The sequence below is a fragment of the Streptomyces sp. NBC_00523 genome, assembly GCF_036346615.1.
Lineage (GTDB): Bacteria > Actinomycetota > Actinomycetes > Streptomycetales > Streptomycetaceae > Streptomyces.
In genome coordinates this window covers 3428369-3443403 of record NZ_CP107836.1, presented here as the reverse complement: position 1 = coordinate 3443403, position 15035 = coordinate 3428369, and the positions used below count along the sequence as shown (strand labels likewise).

The window sequence follows — 15035 nt, the reverse complement described above, 5'->3', positions numbered from 1 at the left end:
CCTTACGCGCCCCCGGTCGGCACCTCCTCGCCCTGGCCGACCGGGTCCCCGGGCCCCGCCGGCGACCCCCCGGACAGGTGCCGGCGGGCGAAGTCGAGCTCCAGCCGGACCTGCTTGATCCGCTCCTCCACGACGAGCGAGCCGTGCCCCGCGTCGTACCGGTAGACCTCGTGCACGGCGGCCCGGTCCTTCAGCCGGTCCACGTAGTTCTCCACCTGGCGGATCGGGCAGCGCGGGTCGTTGACCCCGGCGGAGATGTAGACCGGGGCGCGCACGGCGTCGACGTACGTCAGGGGCGACGATGCCTCGAACCGTTCGGGCACTTCCTCCGGCGTCCCGCCCAGCAGCGTGCGGTCCATCGCCTTCAGGGCCTCCATCTCGTCGTGATACGCCGTGACGTAGTCCGCGACGGGGACTGCGGCCAGCCCGAGCGCCCAGTCGCCGGGCTGCGTCCCGAGGCCGAGCAGCGTGAGATAACCGCCCCAGGAGCCGCCGGCCAGGACGAGCTTCGCCGGGTCCGCGAGGCCGGACTTCACCGCCCACTCCCGTACCGCCGCGATGTCCTCCAGCTCGATCAGCCCGACCCGGTGCTTGAGCGCGTCCGTCCACGCCCGTCCGTAGCCGGTCGACCCGCGGTAGTTGACCCGGACGACCGCGTAGCCGTGGTCCACCCAGGCCGCGGGACCGGCCGCGAAGGCGTCGCTGTCGTGCCAGGTGGGGCCGCCGTGGATCTCGAAGACCGTCGGGAACGGCCCCTCGGCGGGGGCCGCCGGACGCTGGACGAGCGCGTGGATCCGGCCGCCGGGCCCGTCCACCCACACGTCCTCGACGGGCACCGAGGCCGGGGCCTTGGCACCCGGCGGGTCGAGCACCACCGCGCCGGTCGTGGAGCGGACGACGGGCGGCTCGGCCGCCGACGACCACAGGTATTCGACCGTCCCGTCCGGGCGGGCCGTGGCGCCGGAGACCGTGCCGGTCGGCGTCTCCACCCGGACCGTCTTGCCGTCGGCCGCGGCGGGCTCGTACCGCCAGAGCTCGCTGCGGGCCTCGAAGCCGTGCTCGATGAGCAGCGCGGAGCCGTCCGGATACCACTCGGCGCCCACGTCGCCCGGCAGGTCGATGGCCAGGTCCGTCTGCGTGCCCGCCACCGGGTCCCAGATCATCGGCTCCCAGCGTCCGCGCCTCTGGTGTCCGACCAGCAGCCGGGTGTCCCCGGCGACCGGGGCGAAGCCGAGGACCGCGAGGCCGAGCTCCTTCGTACCCCCCTCGGTGTCGTCCAGCTCCGCGACCGTCGTCCCGTCCGGCCGGACCACGCGCAGCGCGGAGTGCATCGCGTCCCCGTGCTCCGTGTGCTCCAGCGCGATCAGCGTCCCGTCGTGGCTCAGGTCGCCGACCCCGGCCGACTCGCGGTGCCGGTAGATCTCCACGGGGGCCTCGCCGGGCCGTACGACGTGGACCGTCGTGCCGTCCTCGTCCGTCGAACGGCCGATCACCGCCGTGTTGTCCCGGCCGATCGCGAGCCCGGCCGGATAGGACGGCCCGAGACCGGGGGCGGCCGGTGCGGACTCGGTGTCGACGCCGCCGTGGAACGGCCGGCGCATCCACACCCCGAACTCGTCCCCGTCGGTGTCGTCGAACCACCACACGGCCTCGCCGTCCGGTGTCAGCACGCCGTCCGTCGTCCCGTTCGGCCGGTCGGTCACCTGACGCTGCTCACCGGTCGCCCGGTCCCACGCGTACAGCTCATAGGTCCCCGTCGCGTTGGAGACGAACAACGCGCGGTCCGGCGCGTCCTCGGCCCAGTCGGGCAGCGATACCCGGGGAGCGCGGAAGCGCTGCTCCCACAGTGGGGCGGATGCGGTCGTCGGGGAACCAGTGGCCTCAGTCATGACCCCATTCTGCGCAGAACCCCCGACAATCCGTTCGCTTCGTCCGCAGCCTGTGGATAACCTCGCGCACATGTCCACCGCTCCGATACCGCCCGACTGGCGCGAGGCCAACCGCAGGATGTGGGATGAGCGTGTGCCCATCCATGCAGGCGGTGACTTCTACGACCTGGGCTCCTTCCGCGCGGGGAAGGACGCCCTGAGGCCCTTCGAGGTGGCCGAGGTCGGTGATGTGACCGGACGCTCGCTGCTGCACCTGCAGTGCCACATCGGACTCGACACGCTCTCCTGGGCGCGGCACGGCGCGGCGCAGGTCGTCGGCCTCGACTTCTCCGAACCGGCCGTCGAGACCGCTCGCGCCCTCGCCGAGGACCTGGGGCTCGGCCCCGACCGCGCGGCCTTCGTCGCCGCCGACGTGTACGACGCGGCCCAGGCCGTACCGGATTCCTCGTACGACATCGTCTATACGGGCGTCGGCGCGCTGAACTGGCTGCCCGACATCGAGCGCTGGGCCGAGACGGCCGCGTCGCTGGTGAAGCCCGGTGGCTTCCTGTACCTCGCGGAGTTCCATCCGCTCACGGACTGCCTGGACGACGAGACGGGTTCGCGGATCGTGCACGACTACTTCAGTCGCGAGGCATGGGTGGACGAGACGCCGGGTACGTACGCGGACTTCGATGCCCCAACCGTCCACAACCGCAGCGTCGAGTGGCAGCACCCGGTGGGCAGCGTGGTGTCCGCGCTGGCCGCCGCCGGTCTGCGGATCGAATTCCTCCACGAGCACGATGTCTCGCTCTTCGCGCGTTTCCCGGTCCTGAAACGCGGCGGGGACGACTTCTTCCGCTTCCCGTCGGACCGTCCGCGCATCCCGCTGATGTACTCCCTCAAGGCCACCCGCCCGACGGCCTGACGGTGGTGCGGCGCCCTGGTTCTCCACCGGGGCGCCGCCTCCGTGTTACGCCGCCGAGCGGAACGCCGGCAGGTAACCGCCGGACTGGCCCTCGGGCTTGGGGTGGTACGAGTTGGAGACGGGGATCGAGACGCTGTGCAGCCACGGGTCTCCGGAGCACAGCTCGTGCCCGGTGAACTCGTCGGCAACCCCGGAGAAGGTGAACCCGGCGTTGGCCGCCTGCTTGGCGATGACACCGTTCAGCACGTCGGACGCGTTGTTGATGGCCGTACGCGCCTTGTCGGACAGACCGACGACGCAGCTCCCGCCGATCTTGTAGAAGCGCGGGTACCCCAGCACCACGACATGGGCCTGCGGCGCCTTGGAGTGGATGGAGGAGTACAGCGAACTCAGCCCTGACGGCAGGGTGTTGTTCATCTTCCCGACGGCCGCGTTCACGGCCGAGATGCAGGTGGACTCGCCGGACAGCACGCAGTCCTGCATGACATCGGCGAACCCGACGTCATTGCCGCCCGCGGTGACGCTCACCAGCGAGGTGGACGAGCTGAGCGCCCCGAGCTGACCACTGGCCACGGTGCTCGAGGTGGCGCCCGAACACGCGACGAAGGTGAACGAGGACGGCGAGTTCGCCGCCGCCCAGAGGTACGGGTACGCCTTGGTGCTGCGCTTGCAGTCACCGCTGTCGGACAGATAGCTTCCCGCGCCGACACCGGACGAGTACGAATCGCCCAGGGCGACGTACCCGCCGGCGGCGGCCGAGGAGGACGCCGAAGCCGGCTGGGCGATCCCCAGAGCGGCAGCGGCGGCGAGGAGCAGAGTGGATGCGGACGCCCAGAATCTCCGTACTGACATAGCTGTCAGCCCTCCGAAGTGTGGGGGGTGGGTGGGGGGTTGAGTGAGCGGTCCCTGTTGTAGCAGCTCCCGGTACCAGTCGGTAATAGCTCTGCGAGAACCCGCCTGAATTGCCCGAATGATCGGTCGGGAGTCGTAGCTCCGCGCGTAGATAAACCCACAACTCCCCCTGAAATAAAGGTTCTAGAGCGTTTGCTCCGCTGCTTCGCAGGGGTGCTCTCTTCGGGGTTCTGCGCCCCGGATGGCGTCCGTACCGGTCGAGCCGGGCCGCGTCATCGCTTCCTCGGTGTTCATCAGATCGGGGGAAGCGGATCTCGTTCCGTAGCTTGAACCGTCACTTTTGATTACTGTCAGTGACATTCATGCTGCTGGCCAACGGCTGTCGGAGATCGGGGGAACCGCTCGCCATGGACGCCATCCTTCGCGCCACGGGCCTGGAGCTGAGCTATGGCTCACAACGCGCTGTGTCTGATGTGGACTTCACGCTGAGGTCAGGGGAGGTCTGTGCGATCACGGGCAGCAGCGGATCGGGGAAGTCCTCGCTCCTCCACTGTCTGGCCGGGGTCGTGGCGCCCACGCGAGGGGACGTCTACTTCGGAGGAGTGGGGTTCCGGAGCCTTGACGACGGACGAGCTGAGCGCTGTGCGCCGAGAGCGGTTCGGGTTCGTCTTCCAGTACGGGGAACTGCTTCCGGAGCTGACCGTCGAGGAGAACGCCGCCCTTCCGCTGCGGCTGGCCGGGCGGCGCAAGGCGGCTGCGCACGAGGTGGCGGGGGGAGGTGCTCGGCCGGCTGGGCCTCGCCGAGCTGCGGCAGCGCAGGACTTCGCAGATCTCGGGAGGCCAGAGCCATCGAGTCGCGGTGGCCTGGGCGCTCGTCCACCGCCCCGCCGTGGTCTTCGCGGACGAGCCGACAGGTGCTCTCGACAGTGCCAACGCCGATGCGGTGCTGGAGGAGTTCCTGAACCTGGCGCGCTCCCAGGACACCGCCGTGATCATGGTGACCCACGATGCCGCGGTGGCCGCCCGGGCCGACACCCGGTACACCGTGACCGGCGGTGCCCTGACCAGGCAGGCAGCGGCGTGAAGCCGCGTCCCGCGATCAGCCTGCTGATCGGGATCAGGCTTCTGCGCGGTGCCGGCCGTGCCGGCCTGGCGCGCTTCCTCCTGATGTCTCTGGGCTGTGCGATGGGCGTCGCTTGCCTTGCCGCCGTGCTGACCATCCCCGCGATCCTGTCGGCGCACGACAGCCGGGCCGCAGCGCGCGAACCGCAGCCCGTGACCGGGGCCTTGCACGCCCGGTCCGCCGCCGACACCGTTTTCCTGACACGCCGGGACCCCTACGGCTCCCAGCCGTTCACCCGGGTCTTCGTCGGGCACGTGGCCGGTGACCACCTGCCCCGACCACCTGGCGTCGACCGCGTGCCGAGTCCCGGCGAGGTGCGCGTCTCGCCACACCTGCGGGAGGTCCTGGCCGGCCAGCCAGGCCTCGCCGGACTTCTTCCCGGCCGGATCGTCGGCACGATCGGCCCCGCAGGGCTCACCGGGCCCGACGAGCTCTATGCGTACATCGGCCGCACTCCTGGGCAACTACCCGCCTCCGCAAGGCCACTGGCAGGCTTCGGTTCGAAGTGGGCTCCGACTCCCGCGGTGGACTCCTCGACCCTCGACATCCTGCGCTTCGCCCTCGCCTGCCTCGTGCTGCTGCCCCTGGCCGTGTTCCTGTCCGTCTGCGCCCGGCTGTCCGCCGAGGCGCGGGCGCGCAGACTGGCCGCGCTGCGTCTGCTCGGACACAGCGTGAAGGGAACCCTGCGCGTCAACGCCGTGGAGACGGTGGCCGCCGCACTTCTGCGCGCGGTGATCGGCGTCGGCGTGTACGCGCTGGCCAACGAAGTTCTCGCGGAGGTCGGCCTGCCGGGGCTCCAGTGGTATCCGCCCGACGGACGCCCCACCACCACCGTCCTGGCCGTGTGTCTGATCGGCTGTCCCGCCCTGGCATGGTTCGTGGGACGCCACCGAGCCCGTGAGGCCGCGCTTCGCCCGCTCCAGGTACGGAGAGGGGCACGGCCGCGGCCCCCGAAGAAGTACGGGCTGCTGCTCCTTCTGCCGGGACTGGGCGTCATCTGCGGCTACTGCGTCCTCGGTGTCCTCGGCCGTGATCCCTCCGAGGGGCCGGCCAATTCGGTCTTCGTCCCCGCCGGGGTCCTGCTGGCGGGGGCCGGCCTCGTCCTGGCACTCGCGCCGGTCACGGCCTGGCTCGCCCGTCGACTCGCCGGCACCACCGAGTCGTTGCCCATGGCCCTCGCCATGCGCCGCAACGAAGTCGAACCCGGCAGCTCACTGCGCGTCGTCACGGGGCTGGTCCTCCTCGTCTACGCCGCATCCCTCGCCCAAGGCCTCCTGGTCGAGCTCGCCCACATCAGTCGCCCCACCTCATCCACCCAGGAATACGCGATCCCGCTCAGCGATCTGAGTGACAGCCGCCGTGTACGGATGGGGCTGGTCGAAGGCGTGAAGGGGCAGGCGGTCGCCATGGGCTCCTGGATCCCGGACGCCGGGTCTTCCGAGCCCCGCATCACCGCCGTGGTCGCCGACTGCGCCCAACTCGCGGCGTTCAGCGCGGTGCCGCCCCGAGGATGAGTAGAAGGCAGGATCCAGCGCCTCACCGACCCTGAGGTGGCCGAGGACCCGGGCATCCGGCCCGGCCGCAGCTCGGCCCGCGGCGGGCAGCTTCCTCCTGCTGTCGGATTCGGACCCGGACACCGTACGCGCGGTGCTCGACGGCCTCTGAGCTCTCGCACCTACCGCCGAGGTGGAGGCGGTGGGCGTCAACGTGGAGGCGCTTCAACAGATCACCGTCGTCAAGAGTCTCCTTGCGGCCGGAATGGTCCTCGGCCTCGCCATCGGTGTCGCCGCCTTCGCCGTGTCCGCCGCAGACCGTGCGATCGAGCGCCGAGGCCGGCTCGCCATGCTGAACCTCCTGGGTGCGTCCCCTGACCGTCCGCGCGGCCCAGTGCATCCAGGTCCTGCTCCCGCTCGCCGTGGGCCTTGTCGGCGCCCTGGTCGCAGGCCGCCTGGCTGAGTCCAGCTACCTGATCACCGGAGGCGGGACCGTCCACTGGGACGCCGACGGGCTTCCGCTCCTGGTGGTCTGCACCGGCGGCATCCTGCTCGCAGCAGCCCTGGCCTCCCTGTCGCTCACCCGGCGCCACGTCGAGATCCAGCACATCCGCCGCGACTGACCCGAGGCTTCCCGCTCGAAGAGATCTCGCGGCTGGTGGGCCATTCCGGCACAGTCATCACGCGGATAGATACGGACAAAGCCAGAGGGCCGGTACTGAGATCAGTACCGGCCCTCTGGCCTGCTGCTTAGCTGTCGGGGTGGCGGGATTTGAACCCACGACCTCTTCGTCCCGAACGAAGCGCGCTGCCAAGCTGCGCTACACCCCGATCGCCGCCGGTCTCCCGGCGACATCGACAACTCTAGCCCACCGGCGCCCGGAGACGAAATCCGGTTTTTGTCGTGATCGGCGGGAGCGCGGCGGTCAGGCGTCCCGGGGTGTCAGGGTGAGCAGGGTCGCCTCCGGGGGGCAGGCCACGCGGACCGGGGCGTAGCGGCTCGTACCGCAGCCCGCCGAGACGTGGAGGTAGGAGCGGTTGCCGCCGGAGTAGTGGGTGGAGAGGCCCTTCACGCGGTCCGTGTCCAGGTCGCAGTTGGTGACCAGGGCACCGTAGAAGGGGATGCAGACCTGGCCCCCGTGGGTGTGACCGGCCAGGATCAGGGGGTAACCGTCCGTGGTGAACGCGTCCAGGGACCGCAGGTATGGGGCGTGGACCACGCCGATCGAGAGGTCGGCGCCCGTCTCGGGGCCGCCGGACACCTCGGCGTAGCGGTCGCGCTTGATGTGCGGGTCGTCCAGGCCGGTGAAGGCGAGCTCCAGGCCGTCCAGCTTCAGGCGGCCGCGGGTGTTGGACAGGTTCAGCCAGCCCGCCTCGTCGAAGGCGTCACGCATCGGCTCCCACGGGTTGTGGACGACGCCGGTCGCCGGGGCGTTGCCGTTGAGGCCGTGCTTGCCCGACGCCTTCTCGAAGAGATAGCGGACCGGGTTGCGCAGCTTGGGGCCGTAGTAGTCGTTGGAGCCGAACACGTACACGCCCGGGAGTTCCATCAGCGGGCCGAGCGCGTCCAGCAGCTCCGGCACGGCCTCGGGGTCGGAGAGGTTGTCGCCGGTGTTCACCACGAAGTCGGGGCGCAAACCGGCCAGGGACTGGAGCCAGGCCCGCTTCCTGCGCTGTCCGCTGACCATGTGCACGTCGGAGACCTGGAGGACGCGCAGCGGGCGCGCCCCACTCGGAAGCACCGGGACCGTGACCCTGCGCAGGCGGAACGAGCGGACCTCGAAGCCTGCCGCGTAGGCGAGACCGGCGGCGCCGGCCGCGGCGGTGACCGCCGTGATTTTCAGGGGTACTCCGTAGCGTGCGCGCATGCGCCCATCGTCGCAGACGTCGTGCGCCCGCAGGAAAACAGGCGGGCGCCGGGTGTCCCGCACCTGCCACAATCACCTCATGACCACGCTCAAGTCCAAGCTCAAGGAAGACCTCACCACGGCCATGAAGGCGCGTGACGAGCTGACCTCGTCCACGCTCCGGCTGACCCTCACCGCGATCACGAAGGAAGAGGTCGGCGGCAAGACCGCCCGCGAACTCTCCGATGACGAGGTGCAGAAGGTGATCGCCAAGGAGGCCAAGAAGCGCCGTGAGGCCGCCGACGCCTTCGCCAAGGGCGGCCGGACCGAGCAGGCCGAGCGGGAGAAGAAGGAGGGCGCGATCCTCGACGCGTACCTTCCCCAGCAGCTGAGCGACGAGGAGCTGACCGCGATCGTGGCCTCCGCCGTCGAAGAGGCGAAGGCCGCCGGGGCCGAGGGGCCGCGCGCGATGGGCGCCGTCATGAAGATCGTCAACCCGAAGGTCGCGGGGCGCGCCGAGGGCGGCCGGGTGGCCGCCACGGTGAAGAAGCTCCTCGCGGGCTGAGCGGAGCCGGAGCAGGAGCAGGAGCCGGACGGACCGGCCGTACGTACGAGGGCGGGGCGCCCCGGATGATCCGGAGCGCCCCGCCCTCGTATGCGTAACGGCTGATCAGGGGCCGTTCGTACCGCCGTCGTTCTGACCGCGGCCGTGGCCGTTGTTCCCGCCGAGGATGTCCGGCGGGATGCTGATGCCGGGGAACGGGTTGTCGTCGCCGCCGGGCTTGTTGTCGCCCGGCTTCTTCTTGTCCCCGCCCTTGTCCTTGTCCTCCTTCTCCTTCGCCCGCGGTACGTCGACCGGGTTGAAGGAAGGAGTCTCGGACGGGCTCAGGGCGCCGGTCATCGCCGTCCGCCAGATCGGACCGGGCAGGCAGCCACCGCAGACCTTGTCGTAGTACTGGCCGCCGATGGTGATGCCGGTCATCTCGTTCTGGTGGGTGCCGTCGCTGCCGACCCATACCGCGGTGGACAGGTTCGGCGTGTAGCCGACGAACCAGGCGTTCTTGCGTCCGTCGGTGGTACCGGTCTTGCCCGCGTTGTCACGGTCGCTGAGGCCGGCCTGCGTGCCGGTGCCGTCCTCGACGACGCCCTTGAGCATCTGGTTGATGGTGTCGGCCGTGTGCTCGCTCATCGCGCGGTTGCACTGCGACTTCGGTACGTCGATCGGCTTCCCGTCCGGCTTGGTGACCGAGAGGAGCGCGACCGGGGTGCAGTACGTGCCGCGGTTGGCGAAGGTCGCGTACACCGAGGCCATGGCCAGCGGGGTCGACTCCTGCCCGCCCAGCGTGGTGTTGGCGACCTGCCACAGCGGCTTGTTGTCGCCGCGTTCGTAGCCGACCTTCTTCGCCATCGCGAGCGTCTCGCAGAGGCCGGTCTTCTGTTCCAGCTTCGCGAAGTAGGTGTTGATCGACTTGCCCAGCGCGCTGGTCATGTCGAACATGCCCTTCTCCGACTCCGTCTCGTTCTGCACGTCCCACGGCTTGTCGTCCGTGGGGGCGCCCTCACAGGTGCGGAAGGCGTCGGCGGGCAGGCTGATCTTGCGCGGGGTGTCGAAGCTCTGCGCCGGGCTGATGCCCTTCTCCAGCGCCGCCGCCGCGGTGATCGGCTTGAACGTCGAACCGACCTGGAAGCCGACGTAGCTGCCGCCCATCGCGTGGTCGACGGAGAGGTTCAGCACGGTCTGGTGCTTGGAGGCGTCGAGACCGTACGGCCGGGACTGGGCCATCGCCAGGATCCGTCCGGTGCCGGGCTGGACCTGGACGACCGCGTCGGCGACCTTGTCGTCCTTGTTGACCCGGGAGACGGCGGCCTCGTTGGACGCGGCCTGCGACCTCGGGTCCAGGGTCGTCTTGATGGTCAGACCGCCGGTCGCCCAGAGCTTCGCGCGGTCCTTCTCGGTCTTGCCGAAGGCCGGGTCGTTCTTGACGATCTTCGAGACGTAGTCGCAGAAGAACCCGGCACCGCTCACGGCGGTGATGCAGCCGTTCTGCGGTCGCTTGACCTTCAGCTTGATCGGGGTGTTCTTGGCCTTGTCCGCCTCTTGCTGCGAGACCTTGCCGATGTCCGCCATCCGCTGGAGCACGGTGTTGCGGCGCTTGGTCGCTTCCTCCGTGTCGTTGATGGGGTCGTAGCGGCTGGGTGACTGCACGATCCCGGCCAGCAGCGCCGCCTCCTCCAGCTTCAGGTCCTTCGCCGACTTGGAGAAGTAGCGCTGGGAAGCCGCCTCGACGCCGTATGCCTGCTGCCCGAAGAAGGTGATGTTGAGGTAGTTCTCCAGGATCTTCCGCTTGCCGAGCTCCTCCTCGACCTGGATCGCGTACTTCAGCTCCTGGACCTTGCGGCCCAGCGTCTGCTGGGTGGCCTCGGCGACCTTGGCCGGGTCGTCGCCGGCCTCCTCCACGAAGACGTTCTTCACGTACTGCTGGGTGAGGGTCGACGCGCCCTCCGCCGTACCGCCCGTCTGAACGTTTCGGTTCAGCGCGCGCAGGATGCCCTTGAGGTCGACCGCGCCGTGCTCGTAGAACCGGGCGTCCTCGATCGCGATGATCGCGTTCTGCATGTACGGGGAGATGCTCGTGAGCGGCACCACCGTGCGGTCGCGCGAGTAGACCGTGGCGATCAGGCCGCCCTTGCTGTCGAGGATCTTGGTGCGCTGGCTCAGCGGCGGGGTCTTCAGGTTGGCCGGGATCTCGTCGAAACCGTCGACCGTCCCCTTGGCCGCGAGGCCCAGTGCTCCGGCCGCCGGCAGCGCGATGCCCGCCAGGACGACTCCGGAGAGTGCGGCGACACCGAGGAACTTGGCGGCCTGCTGGGTCGTGGTGAGACCCCCGCCCGAGCGCTTCTTTGGCATGGGGGCAGCCTAATCCGTAGATATGAGTGTTCCGTGGGACCGGGGGCCTCTCGGAGCGTTCGCGTACCGGACCGTGACATTCGGAACCGGCGTGGGTGCCGCGCTGCGGATGCTGGACCTGGTGGCATGGTGACGAGAGGCGGCTACGTTCCCATTCGCCGGACACACGGATATGCCTTGGCCTAAGCTGCTCTCAACTGTCACAGCAGTCCGGTTCCGTATCAACCCCCGTGCACGATCCGGCCACACGCCCGGCGCTCCCGAATTCGCCCGGTGTGTCACCGAACGCCCGATGCGGTTCTAGCAGACTGTCCCGATTCTGACGGGATAGTCCTGCATGTCCTCACCTCACTCCCCTGGGTGATCTGCCGTATACGCATAGTCCGTTCGGGCCATTCAAGATTGGGCCCGAAGGGGGTGTTGTGCTGTCGCCACCTTCCGTAACGTCCTCAACTGGCAGCGGTGAATATGCCGCTGCCGCCGTGGGGGAGCCTCGATTCGGGAGAGGACGGCGCCGGGATGGGCTGGGTAACCGACTGGAGTGCGCAGGCAGCCTGCCGCACTACTGATCCGGATGAACTGTTCGTACAAGGGGCAGCGCAGAACAGGGCCAAGGCGGTGTGCACCGGATGCCCGGTGCGGACCGAGTGCCTGGCCGACGCGCTGGACAACCGCGTCGAATTCGGCGTGTGGGGCGGGATGACCGAGCGGGAGCGCCGCGCGCTGCTGCGCAGGCGGCCGACGGTGACGTCGTGGCGCCGGCTGCTGGAGACCGCCCGCAGTGAGTACGAGCGTGCCTCGGGCATCCTGCCCGTGGCGATCGGGCTGGAGGGCAGCGAGGAGCTGCACGAGACGTTCGCCGCCGTCGGCTAGTCCCCGGCGGTCCGTACGCTGTACGGCTTACGTAGGACGAGGGGCTAGGCAGCTCCGGCCGGTGCGGAACCGGTCGCGAGGCGGTCCCCGATGGTGCGCAGGCCCGAGAGGTCATGGACGTCTCCGGGCAGCGCGGCCACGGCGGTCACGGCCACCTCGGGGTGCAGCGCGGTGAAGCGGTCGCGTGTGTTCTGTTCGCGCGCGACCACCTGCATCCGCTCGGCATGCAGACGGAGCAGGCCCGCGGTCAGTTCTTCGGTGGTGACGGCTGCCGTGTTGTCCGGCCGGGGTTCGGAGTCCGTGGTGGGTGCGTGCCCGGCCGCGGGGGAGTCGGCGGGCTCACGCAGTCCAGCCTTCCCGGCCGCCTGATCCACAATGCCGTCGGTTTCAAGATTTTCTGCTTCAAGTTTCTCCGCGCCGGCCAGCGCCTGCTCGGCGGAGAGCCGCGCCGCCTCGCTGCCGTGGACCCGGTTGAGCACCAGCCCCGCGAGCGGCATGTCCTCCGCGGCCAGGCGCTCCACGAAGTACGCCGCCTCGCGCAGCGCGTCCCGCTCCGGAGTCGCGACGACGAGAAACGCCGTACCGGGCGCCTGAAGGAGTTTGTACGTGGCGTCCGCCCGGGTACGGAAGCCGCCGAACATGGTGTCCATCGCGGCGACGAACGTCTGTACGTCACGCAGGAACTGACCGCCCAGCAGCTTGCCCAGGGTCCCGGTCATCATCGACATGCCCACGTTGAGGAACTTCATCCCCGCGCGGCCGCCCATCTTCGCGGGCGCCATCAGCAGCTTGATGAACTTCCCGTCCAGGAACGACCCCAGACGCTTCGGGGCGTCCAGGAAGTCCAGCGCGGACCGCGACGGCGGGGTGTCCACGACGATCAGGTCCCATTCGTCCCGCGCCCGGAGCTGCCCCAGCTTCTCCATCGCCATGTACTCCTGCGTGCCCGCGAAGCCCGCCGACAGGGACTGGTAGAAGGGGTTCTCCAGGATCGCGCGGGCCCGCTCGCCGTCCGCGTGCGCCTCGACGATCTCGTCGAAGGTCCGCTTCATGTCGAGCATCATGGCGTGCAGCTCACCGGAGCCCTCGATGCCCTTCACCCGGCGCGGGACGTTGTCCAGCGAGTCGATGCCCATGGACTGGGCGAGCCTGCGGGCCGGGTCGATGGTGAGGACGACGACCTTGCGGCCGCGCTCCGCCGCCCGCACCCCGAGCGCCGCGGCGGTGGTCGTCTTGCCGACGCCGCCGGAACCGCAGCAGACGATGATCCGGATGCCCGGATCATCGATCAGGGCGTCGGTGTCCAGAGCCGGTACGGGATCCGCCGCGTCGCCCTCGGCACTGCTCTCCGTCCCCGTCTTCGTGCGCGCTGTCATGAACCCGCCCCTCGTCCGGCTCCCGGTTGGCCCGCGCCCTGTTCGCGGAGGGCGGCCGCCAGGTGGTCGAGCCCGGCCCGGTCCACCCCCTCGCCCATCAGCGGCAGCTCGTACCCCGGCAGACCGAGCCCGGCCAGCACGCCGCGCTGCTCACGCTCCAGCGCGACCCGCTGGGTGTGCTCGGCGGCCTGCTCGACCAGCGGGCGTACGAGCCCCGCCGCGCCGGTCACGCCCGCCCGCGTCAGCGTCTTGGCGATCTCCTTGCGCCGTCCGCCCACCGTGGCGCGCAGCGCGTCCCCGTCCAGCAGCTGCGGGCGCACCATGTTCACGATGACCCGGCCCACCGGCAGCTCGGCGGCGCGCAGCTCCGCGATGCCGTCCGCGGTCTCCTGGACCGGCATCTCCTCCAGCAGCGTCACCAGGTGCACCGCGGTCTCCGGGGACTTCAGCACCCGCATCACGGCCTGCGCCTGATTGTGTATCGGGCCGATCCGAGCGAGCCCGGCCACCTCGTCGTTCACGTTGAGGAAGCGCGTGATGCGGCCGGTCGGCGGGGCGTCCATGATCACGTAGTCGTAGACGAACCGGTTCTGCCGGTCCTTGCGGCGGACCGCCTCGCACGCCTTGCCCGTCAGCAGGACGTCCCGCACCCCGGGCGCGATGGTGGTGGCGAAGTCGATCGCGCCGAGCTTCTTGAGCGCCCGGCCCGCGCTGCCGAGCTTGTAGAACATCTGGAGGTAGTCGAGGAGCGCCAGCTCCGCGTCGATGGCGAGTGCGTAGACCTCGCCGCCGCCCGGAGCGACGGCGATCCTGCGCTCCTCGTAGGGGAGGGAGTCCGCCTCGAAGAGCTGGGCGATGCCCTGTCTGCCCTCTACCTCCACGAGGAGGGTGCGCCTGCCCTCGGCCGCGAGGGCGAGCGCGAGGGCGGCGGCGACCGTGGTCTTACCGGTACCGCCCTTGCCGCTGACGACCTGGAACCTGCTCACGTATTCGAGCCTAACCAGTCGCACCGCAGGCTACGCACGAGGCTGCGCGTGCCCTGGATTGCGCAGGCATTACAGTCGGGCCATGACCAAGTGGGAATACGCGACCGTGCCCCTTCTCGTGCACGCGACCAAGCAGATTCTGGACACCTGGGGCGAGGACGGCTGGGAGCTGGTCCAGGTCGTTCCCGGCCCGAACAACCCCGAGCAGCTCGTGGCCTACCTGAAGCGGGAGAAGCAGTAGTGGCGGGCGCCGTCGAGGCGAAGCTCGCCGAGCTGGGACTGCCGCTGCCGGCCGTCGTACCGCCGCTGGCCTCGTACCAGCCGGCCGTGCAGTCCGGGGTGTACGTGTACACGTCCGGTCAGCTGCCCATGGTCGACGGCAAGCTGGCGGTGACCGGCAAGGTCGGCGCCGAGGTCACGGCCGACGAGGCCAAGGAGCTCGCGAAGACCTGCGCGCTGAACGCCCTCGCCGCCGTGAAGTCGGTCGCGGGCGACCTGGACCGCATCGCCCGGGTCGTGAAGGTCGTCGGCTTCGTCGCCTCGGCCACCGACTTCACCGGCCAGCCCGGTGTGATCAACGGTGCGAGCGAGCTGCTCGGTGAGGTCCTCGGGGACAAGGGTGTGCACGCCCGCAGCGCCGTGGGCGTCGCCGTGCTGCCGCTGGACGCGCCGGTCGAGGTCGAGATCCAGGTCGAGCTGACCGGAGTCTGATCCGTACCGTCTCCGCCCCTGATCCCGTCCGGCCGTGAGGACCGGGCGGGATCTTGTGTGTACACGCCAT

General features: G+C 70.0%; 13 protein-coding genes, 1 tRNA gene and 1 pseudogene. 8 read left to right on the top strand and 7 right to left on the bottom strand.

The window, feature by feature from the left end:
- Nucleotides 1–2: 2 nt before the first annotated feature.
- Nucleotides 3–1889 carry a S9 family peptidase gene (locus OHS17_RS15520; protein WP_330312663.1) on the bottom strand — a complete coding sequence of 629 codons (1887 nt, stop codon included), beginning with the start codon at nt 1887–1889 and terminating at the stop codon, nt 3–5.
- A 70-nt stretch (nt 1890–1959) separates the two neighbouring features.
- On the opposite strand from OHS17_RS15520, the gene OHS17_RS15515 reads away from it, so the two are divergent.
- Entirely contained in the window at nt 1960–2796 is an 837-nt protein-coding gene (locus OHS17_RS15515) for a class I SAM-dependent methyltransferase (protein ID WP_330312662.1), read from the top strand.
- A 45-nt stretch (nt 2797–2841) separates the two neighbouring features.
- Here OHS17_RS15515 and OHS17_RS15510 read toward each other — a convergent pair whose 3' ends face one another.
- Entirely contained in the window at nt 2842–3648 is an 807-nt protein-coding gene (locus OHS17_RS15510; protein ID WP_330312661.1) for an SGNH/GDSL hydrolase family protein, read from the bottom strand.
- A 407-nt stretch (nt 3649–4055) separates the two neighbouring features.
- On the opposite strand from OHS17_RS15510, the pseudogene OHS17_RS15505 reads away from it, so the two are divergent.
- The 3 genes and pseudogenes from OHS17_RS15505 to OHS17_RS33890 all read left to right on the top strand — a co-directional run bounded on the left by OHS17_RS15505 (nt 4056) and on the right by OHS17_RS33890 (nt 6887).
- Nucleotides 4056–4732: pseudogene (locus OHS17_RS15505) on the top strand (ABC transporter ATP-binding protein).
- On the top strand, nt 4729–6285 hold the full coding sequence (locus OHS17_RS15500) for a hypothetical protein (protein WP_443066136.1): 1557 nt from the start codon (nt 4729–4731) through the stop codon (nt 6283–6285). The pseudogene OHS17_RS15505 and the gene OHS17_RS15500 overlap by 4 nt, the downstream one beginning before the upstream one ends.
- A 344-nt stretch (nt 6286–6629) precedes the next feature.
- Complete coding sequence (locus tag OHS17_RS33890) at nt 6630–6887, top strand: hypothetical protein (protein ID WP_383163832.1); 258 nt, start codon at nt 6630–6632, stop codon at nt 6885–6887.
- A 134-nt stretch (nt 6888–7021) separates the two neighbouring features.
- Here the strand turns inward: OHS17_RS33890 and OHS17_RS15495 are convergent.
- Together OHS17_RS15495 and OHS17_RS15490 are read right to left on the bottom strand one after the other, a co-directional pair.
- A tRNA-Pro gene (locus OHS17_RS15495) sits at nt 7022–7095 on the bottom strand.
- A gap of 95 nt (nt 7096–7190) precedes the next feature.
- On the bottom strand, nt 7191–8132 hold the full coding sequence (locus OHS17_RS15490) for a metallophosphoesterase (protein WP_330312660.1): 942 nt from the start codon (nt 8130–8132) through the stop codon (nt 7191–7193).
- A 79-nt stretch (nt 8133–8211) separates the two neighbouring features.
- Between OHS17_RS15490 and OHS17_RS15485 the strand changes: the two genes are divergently transcribed.
- Complete coding sequence (locus OHS17_RS15485) at nt 8212–8676, top strand: GatB/YqeY domain-containing protein (protein ID WP_161210836.1); 465 nt, start codon at nt 8212–8214, stop codon at nt 8674–8676.
- Nucleotides 8677–8781: 105 nt separating this feature from the next.
- Here the strand turns inward: OHS17_RS15485 and OHS17_RS15480 are convergent, their stop codons facing one another.
- Nucleotides 8782–11019: a transglycosylase domain-containing protein gene (locus tag OHS17_RS15480; RefSeq protein WP_330312659.1), complete on the bottom strand. Its 2238-nt coding sequence runs from the start codon at nt 11017–11019 to the stop codon at nt 8782–8784.
- 519 nt (nt 11020–11538) lie between these two features.
- Here OHS17_RS15480 and OHS17_RS15475 point away from each other — a divergent pair.
- Nucleotides 11539–11892, top strand: a complete 354-nt coding sequence (locus OHS17_RS15475; RefSeq protein ID WP_018102132.1) for a WhiB family transcriptional regulator — start codon at nt 11539–11541, stop codon at nt 11890–11892.
- Nucleotides 11893–11936: 44 nt separating this feature from the next.
- Here the strand turns inward: OHS17_RS15475 and OHS17_RS15470 are convergent, their stop codons facing one another.
- Both OHS17_RS15470 and OHS17_RS15465 read right to left on the bottom strand, forming a co-directional pair.
- Nucleotides 11937–13268 (bottom strand): ArsA family ATPase, encoded by a 1332-nt coding sequence (locus tag OHS17_RS15470; protein ID WP_330312658.1) that lies wholly within the window; start codon nt 13266–13268, stop codon nt 11937–11939.
- Nucleotides 13265–14254 (bottom strand): ArsA family ATPase, encoded by a 990-nt coding sequence (locus tag OHS17_RS15465; protein ID WP_330312657.1) that lies wholly within the window; start codon nt 14252–14254, stop codon nt 13265–13267. Before OHS17_RS15465 ends, OHS17_RS15470 begins: the two co-directional genes overlap by 4 nt.
- An 82-nt stretch (nt 14255–14336) precedes the next feature.
- Between OHS17_RS15465 and OHS17_RS15460 the strand changes: the two genes are divergently transcribed.
- Both OHS17_RS15460 and OHS17_RS15455 read left to right on the top strand, forming a co-directional pair.
- Complete coding sequence (locus OHS17_RS15460; RefSeq protein WP_003991873.1) at nt 14337–14495, top strand: DUF4177 domain-containing protein; 159 nt, start codon at nt 14337–14339, stop codon at nt 14493–14495.
- Nucleotides 14495–14965: a RidA family protein gene (locus tag OHS17_RS15455; RefSeq protein ID WP_164625462.1), complete on the top strand. Its 471-nt coding sequence runs from the start codon at nt 14495–14497 to the stop codon at nt 14963–14965. Before OHS17_RS15460 ends, OHS17_RS15455 begins: the two co-directional genes overlap by 1 nt.
- Nucleotides 14966–15035: the final 70 nt, after the last annotated feature.

What these genes read in the sequence shown, in the direction of transcription:
- OHS17_RS15520 (WP_330312663.1), bottom strand. Translation starts at nt 1,889, where the DNA reads ATGACTGAGGCCACTGGTTCCCCGACGACCGCATCCGCCCCACTGTGG.
- OHS17_RS15515 (WP_330312662.1), top strand. Translation starts at nt 1,960, where the DNA reads ATGTCCACCGCTCCGATACCGCCCGACTGGCGCGAGGCCAACCGCAGG.
- OHS17_RS15510 (WP_330312661.1), bottom strand. Translation starts at nt 3,648, where the DNA reads ATGTCAGTACGGAGATTCTGGGCGTCCGCATCCACTCTGCTCCTCGCC.
- OHS17_RS15490 (WP_330312660.1), bottom strand. Translation starts at nt 8,132, where the DNA reads ATGCGCGCACGCTACGGAGTACCCCTGAAAATCACGGCGGTCACCGCC.
- OHS17_RS15485 (WP_161210836.1), top strand. Translation starts at nt 8,212, where the DNA reads ATGACCACGCTCAAGTCCAAGCTCAAGGAAGACCTCACCACGGCCATG.
- OHS17_RS15480 (WP_330312659.1), bottom strand. Translation starts at nt 11,019, where the DNA reads ATGCCAAAGAAGCGCTCGGGCGGGGGTCTCACCACGACCCAGCAGGCC.
- OHS17_RS15475 (WP_018102132.1), top strand. Translation starts at nt 11,539, where the DNA reads ATGGGCTGGGTAACCGACTGGAGTGCGCAGGCAGCCTGCCGCACTACT.
- OHS17_RS15470 (WP_330312658.1), bottom strand. Translation starts at nt 13,268, where the DNA reads ATGACAGCGCGCACGAAGACGGGGACGGAGAGCAGTGCCGAGGGCGAC.
- OHS17_RS15460 (WP_003991873.1), top strand. Translation starts at nt 14,337, where the DNA reads ATGACCAAGTGGGAATACGCGACCGTGCCCCTTCTCGTGCACGCGACC.